The sequence below is a fragment of the Bifidobacterium saguini DSM 23967 genome, assembly GCF_000741715.1.
GTDB classification, from domain to species: domain Bacteria; phylum Actinomycetota; class Actinomycetes; order Actinomycetales; family Bifidobacteriaceae; genus Bifidobacterium; species Bifidobacterium saguini.
On sequence record NZ_JGZN01000004.1, the window covers coordinates 51,767 to 67,469 of the forward strand.

A 15,703-nucleotide genomic window follows, 5' to 3' on the forward strand; every position below is an offset into this window, starting at 1 on the left:
CCCAATGTAAGGGAACTTAACATTTGTGTGATGCATGGTCAACAATGCCGCTGACCGCATGTCAATGTCCCTTCTACACAGCCTGGCAGTCTCAGACAACCGGTTCCCCGCGGCCCGAACTCACGCCGCACTATCGCCCGCCACGTTGACGCGGCGGCACTACAAGAAAGTATCCCCTATTTATGAGCACCCCTCAGCATAAACGCTCCCGCATCCTCTCATGGATTGCAGGCATAGCGGCAACCAGCCTGACGTTGACTATGGCCACAGCGCCTGCGGTAGCGTTGGAAACAACGGCACCCCGCACCGGAAACACCACAACCGTCACCCCTATCGCCGATACCACACTGCAGGCTTGGGCCAACGAAAAGACCCAGACAAAGAACACTGCAGCCTACCTCGGCGCACTGCAGCCAAACGGCTACGGTGACTTCGGCGAACTCTTCGAATCCACCGATATCAATGACCAGACCGACGCAAAGATGGGCCTGATGACCTTCGACCTGTCCGCTCAGACGGCAGCGCCCGAACATGCGGCCTTAACGCTCACCTATCTCGGCTATGCGGGCGCCCAGCAGAGTGCCGACGCAACCGACACCGTGCACGTCACGGCCGTAGACACCGCAACATGCACCACTGCGGCGGCTTGCGATGTGAATAGCGCCACCTGGGCCAGCCGACCGAAGTTCGATGCCACGAACGCCACCAAGGCGCAATCGGACGCCTTCACGCTCGGCTCGGTGAAATATGCGGACCGAATGACGGTAAGTGCTTCGAATACCACGAAAGTCACACTTGATGTGACCGATATCATTCGAGAGCAATTTGAGGCAGGACACACGCTTATTACGCTGGCGCTCGGCGAATCCCGCCATATCGACGTGCGTTTCGGCAGCAACGAGGTAACCTCGCTGACCGGAGCAACCGACGACATGAAGCCACAGCTGACCGTCACCGCCAAGCCGAAGGATTATGTGCTCTCCATCGACGCATCCGCGATGACGACCAAATACAGCCTCGGCGAACAGTTCAACGCCAAGGGCCTTGCCGTCACCGCCACCAGCACCGCCGATGGCAGCGTGCGAACACTGTCCGCTGACGAATACACGCTTGATGCGAGCGCATTCAACGGCAACAACATTGGCGCATATCCCATCACCGTCACATACAACGCCGATCCCAGCATTACCGCCTCGTTCAACGTGTACGTTATCGCTGAAGTCGAAGAAGGCGGTGACGGCGACACCAGCGGCGATGACTGGCTGTGGTACTCCCAGCCCGCCTCATCCACGGACGCATCGATGACCGCCGGCCAATGGATGAATGGCAATGCTGATGGCAATCAGTGGCAGCAGACCACACTACCCATCGGCAATGGACGCATCGGCGGCACTGTCTGGGGAGAAATCGGCAAGGAGCGCATCACCTTCAACGAGGAGACGCTGTGGACTGGCGGCCCTGGCTCAACCGCAACCTACAACGGCGGCAATAACGAGTCCAAGGGTAATAATGGCGCAACGCTGCGAGCGCTCAACAAGCAGCTCGAGCAGGGTGCCACCACCGTCAACCCCGGCAACCTGACCGGTGGCGAAAATGCCGTCGAGCAAGGCGCCTACCAGAATTGGGGCAACATCACCATCGATTACGGCTTCGGCAAAAACACCTCGGCCACCGAATACCGACGTGATCTGAACATTTCCAAAGGCAAGGCGGATGTCACATTCGCGCATGATGGCGTAACGTACACGCGCGAATACTTCGCCTCCAATCCAGATAACGTGATGGTGGCTCGGCTCAAGGCAAGCAAAGCCGGCAAGCTGAACCTTACCGTCGCCATGCCCACCAACGCAGGCTTCTCCAAGCAGGGCGAAACCACCACCGTCATCGGCGATACGCTCACCGTGCGCGGCGCACTCGGCAATAACGGGCTCATCTACGATTCGCAAATCAAGGCTGTTGTAGACAATGGCGAAGGCACCGTGGAAACCGGCGCGGATGGCGCATCACTGACCATCAGTGACGCAACCGCCGTCACACTGTATATTGCCGCCGCAACCGACTACAAGCAGGAGTATCCGAACTACCGCACCGGCGAAACGGCAGACGATGTGAACGCTCGCGTGGCCAGCACGGTACAAGCCGCAGCCAATAAGGGCTATGTTGCCGTCAAGCAGGCGCACATCGCCGACCATACGGCAATCTACGATCGTGTGAAGCTTGATCTCGGGCAAAGCAACCACGCTTCGGACGGCGCCATTGCCACCGACAAGCTGGTCAAGGCTTACCGCAGCGGCAGCGCAACCACCAAGCAGCAGCGCGAACTGGAGACACTTGTCTACCAGTATGGCCGCTACCTGACCATCGGTTCCTCTCGCGAGAACAGCCAATTGCCCAGCAATCTGCAGGGCATCTGGTCCACTACCGCAGCCGATGAAGGCCACAACAGCGCCACACCTTGGGGTTCTGACTTCCATATGAACGTCAACCTACAGATGAACTACTGGCCCACCTACTCCGGCAATATGGGCGAACTCGCCGAGCCGCTTATCGAGTATGTGGAGGGGTTGGTCAAGCCTGGCCGTGTTACCGCGAAAGTGTATGCGGGAGCCGAAACCGCGAATGCCGATGCAGCCATTGGCGAAGGCGAAGGCTTCATGGCACACACCGAAAACACGGCGTACGGATTCACCGCTCCCGGCTACCAGTTCTCGTGGGGTTGGAGCCCGGCCGCCGTGCCGTGGATTCTGCAGAACGTGTACGAAGCATATGAGTATTCAGGCAATGAGCAACTGCTTGACCGTGTTTACGCACTGCTCAAGGAGGAATCTCACTTCTACGTTGACTACATGCTGCACAAGGCCGGCAATGGCAAGCGTCTGACCACCGGCGTGGCATATTCGCCTGAGCATGGGCCGCAAGGCACCGATGGCAACACGTATGAGAATTCGCTGGTATGGCAGATGCTCAACGACGCCATCGAAGCCGCCGAGGCCAAGGGCGATCCGGACGGTCTGGTCGGCGATCTTACGGCATGCTCGGTGGATAACTGGGCCAAGGATGATGCCGGCACGTTCACCAACGCAGACGCAAACCGTTCATGGTCATGCGCAAAGAGCCTGCTTCACCCGATTGAAGTTGGCAGCAGCGGCCAGATTAAGGAATGGTACTTCGAAGGCGAGCTCGGCAAGGATGCAAACGGCAACAGCATTTCCGGCTACGAACAGGGTCATCGCCATCTTTCGCATATGCTCGGCCTGTTCCCCGGCGATCTCATCACCGTGGACAACGCGGAATACATGGATGCCGCCAAGGTCTCGCTGACCAAGCGTGGCGACGATGCAACCGGTTGGGGCGTGGGCCAGCGCATCAACTCGTGGGCACGCACCGGCGACGGCAACCATGCCTACCTGCTGATTCAAAAGCAGCTCAAGGGCGCCATGTACGCGAACCTGTTCGACGCTCACCCTCCATTCCAGATTGACGGCAACTTCGGCAACACCTCCGGCGTGAACGAAATGCTGATGCAGTCCAGCTCAACGTTCACCGCAACAGACGGCACTTCATACGAGGACTACACGAACATCCTGCCTGCACTGCCGTCCGCATGGGCGTCTGGCAAAGTGAATGGTCTCGTGGCGCGCGGTAACTTCACTGTCGGCATCACCTGGGCCAAGGGCAAGACCACCAAGGTCAAGCTCACATCCAACAACGGTGGCCAGGCGGCAGTCAAGATCACCGAGGGCGGAGCCGAGCACTACGAGGTCCAGCAGAACGGCGTTACGGTCAAGTCTGAGACGGTTCGCAACGAAGACGGTGAATCCCTGCTTGTCTTCGATACCGCCAAGGGCGAGTCGTACACCATCGTCAAGGCTTCACCGAAGCCGGATCCGGAACCGGAGACGACGCCGGTCTCCAGCATCACGCTCACCGGCCAAACGACTGCCACGGTGGGCGACGAGTTCACGTTGGAGGCAACAGTCAAACCTGATACGGCCACCGACAAGACCGTGAACTGGTCTTCCTCTGATGAATCAGTGGCTACGGTGGACGCTGCTGGCAAAGTCACCGCCAAGGCAGCCGGAAAAGTGACTATCACCGCTACATCAGCATCCACCCCATCCGCCTCCGGCACGCTGGAAATCACGGTTGTGGATAAGGAAGATCCCGATCCGGACCCAGACCCAGAGCCTGAGCCCAAGCCAGATCCTGATCCTAATCCAGACCCAGACCCAGAGCCAGAGCCGACGCCCGACCCTGAGCCGGACCCGGAACCCACCCCAGCGCCGGAAACATCAAACAAGGATACTTCCAGCGCAACAAGCAGTAAGGGATCCCCCTTATCTGCTACGGGCGTAGGCATAGCCGCCGCAGTGCTTCTGACTATCGGACTCTCGCTGGCTGGCTGCGCAGCGTTCATTATCCGCGGTAAGAAGGGAGGAGACCAGGCACAATAATCCTTTGCACTGGCGCCCCTTGCGGCATTAGGGGCGCCAGCCCACACCCATCGCGACACGCCGATTTTGCAGTTCAAATAAAATCCTGTAATATCTACGTTCGTTGCCAAAACGGGCTGTAGCGCAGCTTGGTAGCGCGCTTCGTTCGGGACGAAGAGGCCGCGGGTTCAAATCCCGCCAGCCCGACAACTCAAAGGGCCATCGGTGAAAGCCGGTGGCCCTTTTGCTATGCGTAAGCGGATGTGCAATGTACTCACACCGCACATCCGCTTACACTCCACAGCACAATCACAAGAGGAACACAATATGAAGAAAAGCTTGCTTGCACTTGCTTCAGGCGCATTCATCCTCGGCGCAGCCGAATTTGTGATGATGGGTATCCTCCCTCAAGCTGCCGAAGCCACGCACGTCTCTATTCCAACCGCTGGTAACTATATTTCCGCTTACGCCTTCGGCGTGTGCATCGGCACACTGATTCTTGTGTTCGGCCGTAAGGTACCGCCACGCAACCTAATTGTGCTGTTCATGGTGATTGCGCTCGTTGGCAACACAATGTCGGCATTCGCTCCGAACGCCGCGATCCTCATCGTGGCGCGATTCATCTCCGGCTTGCCACATGGCGCGTTCTTCGGCACGGCCACGCTGATTGCTAAAACCCTTGCCGAAAAAGGCAAGGAAGCCCAAGCCGTATCCATCATGGTCACCGGTCAGACCGTGGCCAATATGCTCGGTGTACCAGCTGGCACACTGCTGGCCGAATATCTGAATTGGCGACTTGCCTTCGGCGCGCTCGCCGCATGGGCCGCCATGACCATTGTGCTTACCGTTACGATGATTCCTTACGTGGCTCCGATTAAGGACGCCGGCATTGCAGGCCAGTTCAAGTTCCTCACTCGCCGTGGCCCGTGGGTGATTCTCGCCGCCGTATTCACCGGCAACGCAGGCGTGTTCTGCTGGTGGAGCTACGTCTCCCCTTGGTTGCAGAAAACCGGTGGCTGGTCGTCTTCGCTCGTACCGTTCCTGATGATGCTCGCCGGTTTCGGCATGGTGGTTGGCGGTCTTATCGGTGGGCGAATCACCGACCGTTGGCGTCACGCCGGCACCGCTGCACTCGGACAGACGATTTCCGGTATTGGCCTGCTCATGGTGCTGCTGTTGCCCGGTAATCATTTCACCACGGCATTGCTCACCTTCTGGATCGCCTTCGGCCTGTTCTTCATTTCTGCTCCGCAACAGCTGCTGATGACCGAAGCCGGCCAGGGCGGTGGCGAACTTATCGCCGGCGCTGCCGTGCAGGTGGCGTTCAACTTCGGCAACGCAGTCGGTTCCATCGTCGGCGGCATGATGCTGACCACGTTCTCCATGAACTACCGATTCACCGGCTTGGGCGGTCTGCCGTTGGCGATTTTGTCGATCGGGTTGCTCACGTTCTACTCCTGGCGTTGCGAATCCGACACTCAAGCCGCCCAGCGTCTGCACGAAATCACCGTCGGCTGACCAATCCCACCCCTTCCCATCAATCTCCGCAGATTGACCATAAGTTGACTGTAGGTTTTTGAACACTGACTGTAGGTTTTCCAACGAAATCCGTTCAAAAACCTACAGTCAGTGTTCAAAAACCTACAGTCAATGAGTGTCAATAGGCGTCAAATAGGTATCAATGAGTGATTAATGGGGATTGAGAGGTAATTCACAGGGTTGCGTAGGCGCACACACCTCCTTCTGCCCATAGACTGATAGGAGCATCAGCTCAAGGAGGTACATGGTGGTTGACGAAGACGCGCTGCTCGAACAATTCGCCGCACAGTTTGCACATGGTCCCGGAGATTTGGACGATACTGCAGGTTTGCCGGGCGACAGCGAAGACACCACCGATGAATCGCCTGCAACGTTCAACACCGATGCCTTCCTCAAAGGTTTGGACGATATTTTCAATCGTCACGCCGCTGAAACCGAAGCCGGACCATATCTAGAGCAAGCGGCCATCGATGCAGAAAACGCGGGCGATGAAGCCGGACTCCTGACCGTGCTCAATGAAACAATGGGGTTCAATCGTTCGCAGGGCAAGCACAAGGAAAACCAGTGGATTGTGCAACGCGCCATCGAATTGGCGCTGCGCATGGGATTGGAAGGTTCCGAAGTCTGGGCCACCACACTGATTAATTGCGCCACTGCCATGCGTGCAGCGAAACAATATGACCAGGCCGAAGACCTCTATGCCCAAGCGTTGGCATGTGCGCAAAAGGTCTATCCCGCTAACGACCGCCGTCTGGCTGCGCTCCATAACAACCTGTCCATGCTCTACAGCGAAACCAACCGTCTACTGCTGGCAGAACAAGAACTGCAGCAGGCCCTGACCATTGTCGAAACCTCCAGCGTGAATCCGCAAGCGGATATTGACGTGGCATCCTCTCACACGAATCTGGCGCTGGTATTGCTGCAGGAGGGCAAACTCCAAGACGCACACGAGCATGCCGCCAAGGCGTTGGCCATCTATGCCACTGGCAAGCTTACGCATTCCGCCCATTATGCTTCTGCTCTGGCTGGGTTTGCGCAAGTGCTCTATGCCGAACAGCGCTACAGCGAGGCGGCAGCTCACTACCGCAAAGCTCTGACGGTGATTGCCGAATACTATGGCACAGACACTGATTACTACCGTATTACCGCCGAGAATCTGCATGAAGCCGAGACCAAGGCCGTCACTGCAGATGACCGTTCCACTCCGGCAGCCGTCAGCGAATCTCGGCAACAGGCAGATTCCACACCTCGGTCAACCATCAATTCCGAAAGCAAGCAATCTTCCCTGTGCCCGGTATCCGGTCTCAAACTGGCTCGCGAATTCTGGAATCAAGTCGGTAAACCGATGGTTGTACAGCGCTACTCGCAGTATGCCGGCCGTATCGCAGTTGGTTTGGTTGGTCATGGCTCAGAATGCTATGGCTTTGATGACCGATACTCCCAAGATCATGATTTTGGCCCGCGCTTCTGCCTGTGGCTCAACGATGAGGATTATGCTGCAATTGGCGAGCAACTGCAGGCCGATTATGAGGCATTGACTCGTGACTTTACCGTGGATGAGCAAGGCACTGTGCATTTCACCGGAGATGTTCAAAGTACCGCAGCAAACACATCTGAAGATGCAGACAACTCGCAGCGTTTCTCCCCCACCACACCGCGCGCGCAAGGCGCGAGCCGCCGCGATGGCGTATTCCGCATCGGCGATTTCTTCGCATCCATCACCGGCTACACCAAGGCTCCTGCTCAGGATGCGCCGCATGAATGGTTGATGTTGGATGAGGCCACGCTGGCCGCAGCCACCAATGGTGCAGTATTCCAAGATCCAACCGGCGAATTCTCCGCCGTGCGTCAAGGTTTCAAGGATATGCCCGAAGATGTGCGACTGTCGCTGATTTCCAAGCGTCTCGGCATGATTGCGCAAGCTGGACAATACAATCTGTCACGTTCCTTGAAGCGTGGCGATGGTGCGGCAGCCTGGCTATCCATCAACGAATTCGTTCAGGCCACGGCATCGCTGGTGTTCCTGATTAATAAGCCGCTGATTGTTGGATACCTGCCGTATTACAAATGGCAGTTCGCCGCATTGCGTAAGCTTTCCGGCTCGATGTTCGCCTTGCTGCCGGATATTTGCGAACAGTTGGAGACGGTTATGCGTCTGAGTTCGGCCGCATGCTATGGCGGTGCCAGCTTCGGCGAGGGAGGTAAGGGTTCCGAACCGGCTGTTGAAGTCATCGCCAACACGGTGGAACATATTGCCGCTGAAATCGTTAAGGAATTACAGCGCGAGGGACTGACTTCATCCAGCGAAACCTTCCTCGAGTGGCAACGGCCATATGTGGAGGAACATATCCAATCCGATAATTCAGTATTGAAAAGCCTGTGATTGACGGCTCCCCCTCAGTCATCTGTCGCTGACGCTGTGAATATGTGAAAGGAACGGAAATGACTAGCAAACTCAATGACGAGGAGCTGCGCGAGGCTATTGTGCGGCACGAATGGAATCAGTTCCAGAACACCAATAACGAGGGTGGGCGTGCGGCTTGCCAAGGCAATTGGCCAGTGTTCCATCAGATGCGTTTGGCACAGTTCTTAACGTGGCCGCATGAACTGCTGGCTGCCTATGCGGCGGATTTGGATGCAGCAGACAAGGTCGGGCGCAATCTCATCACTGAGAAATACGGCCGTATGATGGCATCCACCGCACCAGACGAGTTCCGAAAGAACATCGAACCGTATATTCCAAAACTATCCGCGAACCGTATCGCACGTCAGGAGCAGGTCATCAAGCAACAGGTGGCATGGGCTGCTGATTTCCGCGCACAGTATCCGAAACTTGGCCAAGCCATGCGGGTGCTCACTACCGATGAGGATACGTTGCAAGCCACTTCGTTCGAGACCTATCTGCGCGGCGAACTCAGCACCTATTCGGATACCACATTCGATCTGTATGAAACCATGATTAGCGAGCGCGCGAGCGTCACTCCTCCACGCAATATCACCGAAGAAACCTTGCTGCATACGGTAAAGCTCGGTGGATTCGAAAGTCTTAAAGAAGCGGAGGCATTGCAGGCGGCATAACTCTACCACCAGCAGAACAGTCCCCAGAAGGTCATGGAGAGCAGCGTGAAAGCCGCGGCTGAAATCACCAGCCAGCACATCGCACGCTGAATACCGGTAATGCTATGGCGAGCAGACCACATGGTCTGCCCGCTCCATGCAAGAATAATCACCACGAGAACGGCGATTACCTGCAGCACATGCCATCCGATATCGAATAAACGGGGTGCCGGCGTCATGGCGAGCACCGCTGCAGCGCCGACTGCGGCAAGGTAGCCATAGAGTAACGCAGAGGCGGCGAGCAGGCTCAACCCCAAGCCCCAACACGGCTCGGCTACGCTGACTGGCACCGTTTCACGAGCATGCGATGGCGGCACCGTATACAATGCCGCGCGCTTTCCCCGCATTCGCACAATGCCATCATCGCGCTCACGCCATGTCGTACGCGCGATCGCAACGATGCTCAGCAGTAATGCCACTCCCAGCAACAATGGACCGGCAAGCATCACGCCTACCAGTACGCCTAATGATCCGATGATGCCGGAATTGGTTCGGCTAGGAGCCGCATACTGCTGCCCTGGTTGGGGTCCTGCTACCTGAGGTGTAGCCCAGCCACTATGAGAGGCACCGGCCGCTACCCCATTCACCCAGTTTTCCAATGCTTGCGTGTATCCATCAGCCAATGGAAGTCCCGGCGCGAACAATCCTTTACCTGCACGCATTTGATGGTTGCCGGCAAAGTAACGCACGGTCACCGCATTATTTCCATTGCGTGCAGCTACACGCATAATGCGTTGCGCTCCCTGTTCGATTGGCATGGCAGTGTCGTAGACACCGTAGCTGACCAATACTGGCATGGTGAGCGATTTCAGGTAATGGTCGGCATCGAAGTCGGCATATTGCAGCCCAAATGGCCGGTAATCCAAAGACAGTAGTTTCATTGTGTCTTCGATTACCGGCTTGGGCGCTCCCGCCTCGTGCGCATACGTGCTCATCGCCACGGCCATTTGCTCACGGCCTTTGAATACCGGCGCGGAAGTGAGTGCCGCAAACGCAATATCGTGGCGCTTCGAAGCGAGAATCGTAGCAATCCATGTGCCTTCGGATTCGGCGTAAATGCCGGTGTTGGATTGATCCACATCATCGACGTCGCGCAACACATCCAACGCTTTGCTGTATTCGCTGGCAAATCGTGGGTAATCACGATGGAATATTGTGTAATCTTCGTTGCTTTTAGCTGGAACCAGCGTCACGATGCCTGCGGAGGCCATCGCATTGGCGATATCGCCGAAATCTTCGGCCCCACTGGTACCGGAGCCATGAATGAACAGGCAGGCTGGGCGCGCGCCTGGAGCATTGATTGGTTCGCGCAGCACTGCAGGCAATGTTTCACCATCGCCAATATCAACGGAAAGCTGGGTTTCGCGAGTTTGATACTGTCCTTCGTGAGCAATGGATATGCTCGCTGGAACGATGGCAGGGTCGGAGGAGGTTACGGCGATGTGGTCGGTATATGGCTTGCTTTTCCAACGCGGCATCATGGCCCAGCCGAGTAGCGCGCAGATAAGCATCAGCACTAGCGCAATGCATGCAATGCGCGCCACTCGTTTCATCACAGCCTCCTGATTTCACACATCGGATATTAGGTGTACTCGCAACACTGCCCAATCTCAACGGATGTTGACGCTCCCCCTCAGTCTGCTATCGCAGTCAGCCCCCTCATGGAGGGGAGCCTAAAAGAAGGAGCTATTGTTGTTGTGTTTTCTTGGCGCCTAAAACAGCCCAGACAATCGCTACGATCACCAGAATCGCACCGACTGCACCACAGATGATCGCAGTCAACATGCGCGGATCAATGTAGAAACTTTCAACGAGCAATCCGGGGAATGCCCAGCCGAACAGCAAGCCGATAACACCGATAATCAGGCCCAGAACGCCGAAGATGACGGTCAGAACACTGATATCATGCTTGGGTTTCTTCAACTCAGAGGCTGTCACGGCAGCGGCAGCCGGAACGTCTGGGGCAGATGATTCCTGCTGGTTTGGCTCTTCGCAATCTTGCGGACTATCGGAGACAGCATCGGCTTGAGGCGAGGGCACATCATCTGCAGACTGAGCGAACGCTTCCATCAGCGGCACATTCAAATCCGGCTGAACTGGAGTTTCCGGTGCAATCTCAGCAGATGAGGCATCGGCCGCCACGGATTCTTGAGTATCTGATTCCGCATTGTCCGGTTCTTCCACATCAGCCACCGACTGTAATGTAATCGTATCCGTTTCCGTCTGCTCGCTATCTGCAGACTTCTCAACGTGAGGCTCAATCACTTGAGTTTCAGCGGCTTGGGATTCGGAATCGATCGCAGTCATTGGCTGAGTAAGACTCTCGTCAGGCGTCTGCTGTTCGACGTTCAGCACCTGAGTCTGCTGATTATCATTTGCAGTGGGCAGCACCTGGGTCTGACTGCCGTCAGCTACCGATTCGAATACCTTGGTCTCACTGACTGCGGCGTCCGTCTGCGATTCCATCGCAGACTCCGTGGGAATAATCTGAGTCTGGCTCTCATCCTCAACGGATTGGAATTCCTTGGTTGCATTGATATCGTCAGTCATTGTTCGCCTCCTTGCTGGCATCGCCGGAATCATTGCCGGAATTATCGGGCTGCTGATTCCAAGGCGAGTAATCACTTTCCTCGTCCAGATACTGCTGGCGTTCAACGTTGCCGCTTTCAGTGCCGTACTTGTCGGCGTATTGCTGGAAGTCATCATCCTCCCAGTCGGACGCGTACACCACATTCACGCGGCCTTCCACGGTGTAGGGCACGGCGATCAGCAGCTCGGGGCCTGATTCCGGCATCAAGTCAGTTTGGTTCGCCATCCATTCGTAGTTCTTCGCGCCTATAGGCGCGGTATCGAATGGAGAGTCACCGTCCAAGCTGAAGTTGAAGCTACCGGAAGTGTCATACACCAGTGCGTATTTGCCGCCGACACTGGTTGGCCCGACCATATACCCGTACTGCCCCTCGCCGAAGCCGTACGTGCAACCGTCTGGCAGAATGATATGCACCTGAGCGCTTCTCGCGGCCACCTTGATGGTGCCAACCGGACAATTACTGGTAATGGTTTTGCCGCTATGCGCTTTCACCTGATGGGGTGCATGCGTGTCGTCCCAGGCAGACAAATCGAGGATGGCTTTGCTCTGTTCGTAGCTATCGCCACTGAATGCCACACCTTTTTCGAGTTTCTTGAACGTGTGGTCGCTGGAGTCAGACGCAAACGTACGACCGACCTGTACCTCGCTCATGTCGTACCAGTTCTCGGAACTTGCGTTCTTCGTCAGTTCAATGGTTTGCAATGTGTTCTGCCTATCGGCAAGCGTGTAGTGATACCAATAGACCGAATAGGTGCTGCACACCATAATCATGCAGGCCGCGCAGAATCCGGCGATGAGACCCAGCGGAATCAAACCTCCAGTTCGCCGGCCTTTCATGCCCAGCACTACGACCACAATGCCCATCAGCACGCACAGCGCGGAAATCCATACGGTTCCCCAGCGCACAATGGATTCGATACCCAGATCGTTGAACCAAATCCATCCCATCAAAGCAGCGAAGGAGATGCAGGAAATACCCAAGATGCTTAACACCATAATCGGGCCAGCCGGCTTGCGACGCTTGGATTTGTGGGGAACGGTGTCCGGCACGACTGACGCAGCGGGTGCGGAGTAGTCCGCTGCAGGCTGAGTGGCGCCGACAACATTCTCCCGCACAGCAGGCTGTGAAACACCCTGTGAAACATAGAGAGGTGACGGCTGCCCAGCCTGTGGCACGAAAGGTCCTGGATTACTTTGGGTAGGAGACTGCGACGCGGCTTGAGACGGTTGCTGCGGCATCGCACCTGCTTGAGGCGTTGGCTGAGACTCACCCGGATACGGTGCCGCGCCCGGATTGGCTTGCCTATACGATGCCGGCGAACCATACGGGGCATACGGAGCAGTCGGCGCACCATTGGGCATGGCGTTGGGGACAGCGGGACCAGCCGCATACCCATATGGCGGGTATGGCACCGGCCCGTTAGCGCCACGAGCGCGAGCGCCAAAACCATAACCCTCACGCTGGCGAATACCGATTTTCATCAGCCACCACAAAGCGATTGCCGCCACCACGATGCTCGCCCAGCCAGCACCTGGAATCAACAGCGCCACCGCCAGGAACACGAAGCAGCCAAGGCAGTTCCAGTCCCATCGTCCGGCGATCAACTCTTCGGCCAAGATTCGACCATCGCGCACATCCGGCATGAAGAACCAGCCGAATGCGTAGAGCGCGGCACCGAAGCCGAAGAACAGCGTAGCGATGATGACCAGCGCACGCACCAGCGTCGGACTCCAACCGAGCCGGGCGGCGATGCCACTGCATACGCCGCCAATCCACCGGTCGTCGCCACGCATCAGACCACTCGACCGGATCCATGTGAAGAGACGCCGCGGAGCCTTGCCATTGGCACTGCCAGTGCCAATGCCCTCACGCGGCGGTTGGTATTGGTTCATATTCGGATTGCTCATAGTTCCATTACAGCGCTTGACTGGTGCCATACTCCCCCGAAACCACCCTGATTCATCCCTGAACCCGGGCTTAAAACTCGGTGATGACTCCCTAAGCGCGGCACAATAGAACTATGACTTCACCCACACTGCAGGCCTCCGAGCCTTTACTGCCCGCGCGCATGCCGTTGATGCGCCCTAAACGTGGCCGCTGGCTTACCGGCGTATGCCAAGGCGTTGCGTTGCATTTGGGTATTTCCGTAGTATGGGTGCGCTTGGCGTTCATTGTGCTGACCATGCTCTACGGTGCTGGCATTGTTGCATATGTATTCTTGTGGATTTTTGTGCCCGCAGGCAATCCGGTAGCCGCCGCAGCAGCACAATCCAACACCATGCCAATCAATCAGGCTCCTTTAGCGCATGGCAATCGCCCTGTGGATGCACAAGGTTCAGCTATTCCTGCAGAAGATATTGTCGGCAGTTCCGAATCATTAGCGGACGCGGTCAGGCGAGCGCCAAAACCAGCATTGGTGGCGTTAAGCGGATTCGCACTGATGACCATAGGTCTCCTATTGTTCAGCGCCGGCGTGGATAATGACATCATCATGCCTTTGTTGCTGGTATTTGCTGGCATCGCTTTGGCGTGGATGAATCTTGCGCCTCGAGGCATGCAAGTGTTTTCCATGCTGGGCGGATTGGCGTTGATTTTCGTTGGCTGGGCATTGTATGTGTCCAATGTGTCGTTCATTGGCTGGGGTACTTCGCCTCGGCGCATTATGGCATCTGGATTGGTGATGATCATTGCAATGGCGACTGCAGTGCTGCCGTGGGCCAATGCCATGCTGCGGCAGCTTACACATGAGCAGTCTCTGAAAGAGCGCGAGGAGGAGCGCGCGGATATGGCTGCACATTTGCACGATGGCGTATTGCAGACTTTGGCGCTGATTCAGTTGCATGCCAAGGAACCGGATACCGTGTTCACATTGGCGCGCGCACAGGAGCGAGAATTGCGCGAATGGCTTTATCAGGAGCGAGGCACGTCTGACCGCTCGGTCAGCGCGGGGTTGAAGGCGATTGCAGCCGAGGTAGAAGACGGCCACGGCAAGCCCATTGAAGTGGTGACTGTGGGCGATGCTCGTCCAAGTGCGCAAACCGATGCGCTATTGGATGCCACGCGTCAAGCGCTGGTCAATGCGGTGACGCACGGCGGGGAGCCGATTTCCCTGTATTGCGAGGCCAATGCCTCGCTGGTGGAGGTGTTCGTACGCGATCATGGCAGCGGATTCGATATCCACGCGATTCCAAAAGACCGACTCGGTATTCGCGAATCGATTATCGGCCGCATTGAGCGGCGCGGCGGTACAGTGGAAATCGTATCCAGAGCGGGATGGGGAACCGAAGTGCGCATGCACATGCCGATAGCGCCTACTGCAACACAGCAAGGAGAGAAGGAATGAGCGAGAAGATTCGCGTGGCAGTGGTGGATGACCACGAGATGTTTCGTGCCGGTGTGATCGCCACGCTGAAGAATACGTTCGATATTGTGGGGCAGGCTGCGGATGTGCCCAGTTCGGTGGCGATGGTTGCGCAGGTCAAACCGCAGGTGGTGCTGCTTGACGTGCATGTGCCGGGTGGCGAAGGTGGAGGCGGCGCTGAGATCTTGCTGAAATCCCGCCCCTACTCCCCCGATACGGTATTTCTGGCACTGTCGGTATCCGATGCGCCGCAGGATGTGGGTTCGGTGATTCGCGCCGGAGCGCAAGGGTATGTGACGAAAACCATCACCGGCGCTGATTTGATTTCCTCGATTAAGCAGGTGCATGAAGGATACGCCGTGTTCTCACCGAAATTGGCCGGCTTTGTGCTCTCCGCATTCCAAGGTGGCTCATATGGCGGCGCTGCTTCCGATGCGCCAGTACATGATGAGGAACTTGATCGCTTGTCTGCTCGCGAGCAGGAAGTAATGCGGCTGATCGCTCGCGGATACACCTATAAAGAAGTGGCTGCTGAGCTCTTTATTTCGATTAAGACCGTGGAAACGCATGTGAGCTCGGTGCTCAGAAAGCTTCAGCTTTCCAACCGCACCGAGCTCACACGTTGGGCCGTTGATAGACGGATTGTATAGGTCTTACAGACT

Annotated in this window: 9 protein-coding genes and 1 tRNA gene; 7 read left to right on the forward strand and 3 right to left on the reverse strand. The window is 56.7% G+C overall.

Going from position 1 to position 15,703, the window contains the following annotated elements; translation table 11 throughout:
- Positions 1–182 precede the first annotated feature (182 nt).
- The 5 genes from BISA_RS01810 to BISA_RS01830 all read left to right on the forward strand — a co-directional run bounded on the left by BISA_RS01810 (position 183) and on the right by BISA_RS01830 (position 9,050).
- Complete coding sequence (locus BISA_RS01810; protein WP_081889961.1) at positions 183–4,454, forward strand: glycosyl hydrolase family 95 catalytic domain-containing protein; 4,272 nt, start codon at positions 183–185, stop codon at positions 4,452–4,454.
- Between the two features lie 112 nt (positions 4,455–4,566).
- Positions 4,567–4,640: transfer RNA gene (locus tag BISA_RS01815), tRNA-Pro, on the forward strand.
- A 120-nt stretch (positions 4,641–4,760) separates the two neighbouring features.
- Entirely contained in the window at positions 4,761–5,951 is a 1,191-nt protein-coding gene (locus BISA_RS01820) for an MFS transporter (protein ID WP_033889870.1), read from the forward strand.
- A gap of 265 nt (positions 5,952–6,216) precedes the next feature.
- Positions 6,217–8,355, forward strand: a complete 2,139-nt coding sequence (locus BISA_RS01825; RefSeq protein WP_033889871.1) for a DUF4037 domain-containing protein — start codon at positions 6,217–6,219, stop codon at positions 8,353–8,355.
- Positions 8,356–8,414: 59 nt separating this feature from the next.
- Positions 8,415–9,050, forward strand: coding sequence for a DUF4125 family protein (locus tag BISA_RS01830; RefSeq protein WP_033889872.1), 636 nt, complete (start codon positions 8,415–8,417; stop codon positions 9,048–9,050).
- Between the two features lie 2 nt (positions 9,051–9,052).
- Here BISA_RS01830 and BISA_RS01835 read toward each other — a convergent pair whose 3' ends face one another.
- The 3 genes from BISA_RS01835 to BISA_RS01845 form a co-directional block, all read right to left on the reverse strand.
- On the reverse strand, positions 9,053–10,642 hold the full coding sequence (locus BISA_RS01835; RefSeq protein ID WP_033889873.1) for an alpha/beta hydrolase family protein: 1,590 nt from the start codon (positions 10,640–10,642) through the stop codon (positions 9,053–9,055).
- A gap of 133 nt (positions 10,643–10,775) precedes the next feature.
- Positions 10,776–11,639: an Asp23/Gls24 family envelope stress response protein gene (locus BISA_RS12150; protein WP_051917282.1), complete on the reverse strand. Its 864-nt coding sequence runs from the start codon at positions 11,637–11,639 to the stop codon at positions 10,776–10,778.
- Positions 11,632–13,587: a PspC domain-containing protein gene (locus tag BISA_RS01845; RefSeq protein WP_237746066.1), complete on the reverse strand. Its 1,956-nt coding sequence runs from the start codon at positions 13,585–13,587 to the stop codon at positions 11,632–11,634. The genes BISA_RS12150 and BISA_RS01845 overlap by 8 nt, the downstream gene beginning before the upstream one ends.
- Positions 13,588–13,700: 113 nt before the next feature.
- Between BISA_RS01845 and BISA_RS01850 the strand changes: the two genes are divergently transcribed.
- The gene (locus BISA_RS01850) at positions 13,701–15,023 is read left to right on the forward strand and encodes an ATP-binding protein (RefSeq protein WP_033889874.1); all 1,323 of its coding nucleotides are present in this window, start codon (positions 13,701–13,703) and stop codon (positions 15,021–15,023) included.
- Positions 15,020–15,691 carry a LuxR C-terminal-related transcriptional regulator gene (locus BISA_RS01855; protein WP_033889875.1) on the forward strand — a complete coding sequence of 224 codons (672 nt, stop codon included), beginning with the start codon at positions 15,020–15,022 and terminating at the stop codon, positions 15,689–15,691. The genes BISA_RS01850 and BISA_RS01855 overlap by 4 nt, the downstream gene beginning before the upstream one ends.
- Positions 15,692–15,703: the final 12 nt, after the last annotated feature.

Bases quoted from the DNA above. Each gene is read 5' to 3' on its own strand.
- BISA_RS01810 (WP_081889961.1), top strand. From the start codon at position 183: ATGAGCACCCCTCAGCATAAACGCTCCCGCATCCTCTCATGGATTGCA.
- BISA_RS01850 (WP_033889874.1), top strand. From the start codon at position 13,701: ATGACTTCACCCACACTGCAGGCCTCCGAGCCTTTACTGCCCGCGCGC.
- BISA_RS01830 (WP_033889872.1), top strand. From the start codon at position 8,415: ATGACTAGCAAACTCAATGACGAGGAGCTGCGCGAGGCTATTGTGCGG.
- BISA_RS01855 (WP_033889875.1), top strand. From the start codon at position 15,020: ATGAGCGAGAAGATTCGCGTGGCAGTGGTGGATGACCACGAGATGTTT.
- BISA_RS12150 (WP_051917282.1), bottom strand. From the start codon at position 11,639: ATGACTGACGATATCAATGCAACCAAGGAATTCCAATCCGTTGAGGAT.
- BISA_RS01835 (WP_033889873.1), bottom strand. From the start codon at position 10,642: ATGAAACGAGTGGCGCGCATTGCATGCATTGCGCTAGTGCTGATGCTT.
- BISA_RS01825 (WP_033889871.1), top strand. From the start codon at position 6,217: ATGGTGGTTGACGAAGACGCGCTGCTCGAACAATTCGCCGCACAGTTT.
- BISA_RS01845 (WP_237746066.1), bottom strand. From the start codon at position 13,587: ATGAGCAATCCGAATATGAACCAATACCAACCGCCGCGTGAGGGCATT.
- BISA_RS01820 (WP_033889870.1), top strand. From the start codon at position 4,761: ATGAAGAAAAGCTTGCTTGCACTTGCTTCAGGCGCATTCATCCTCGGC.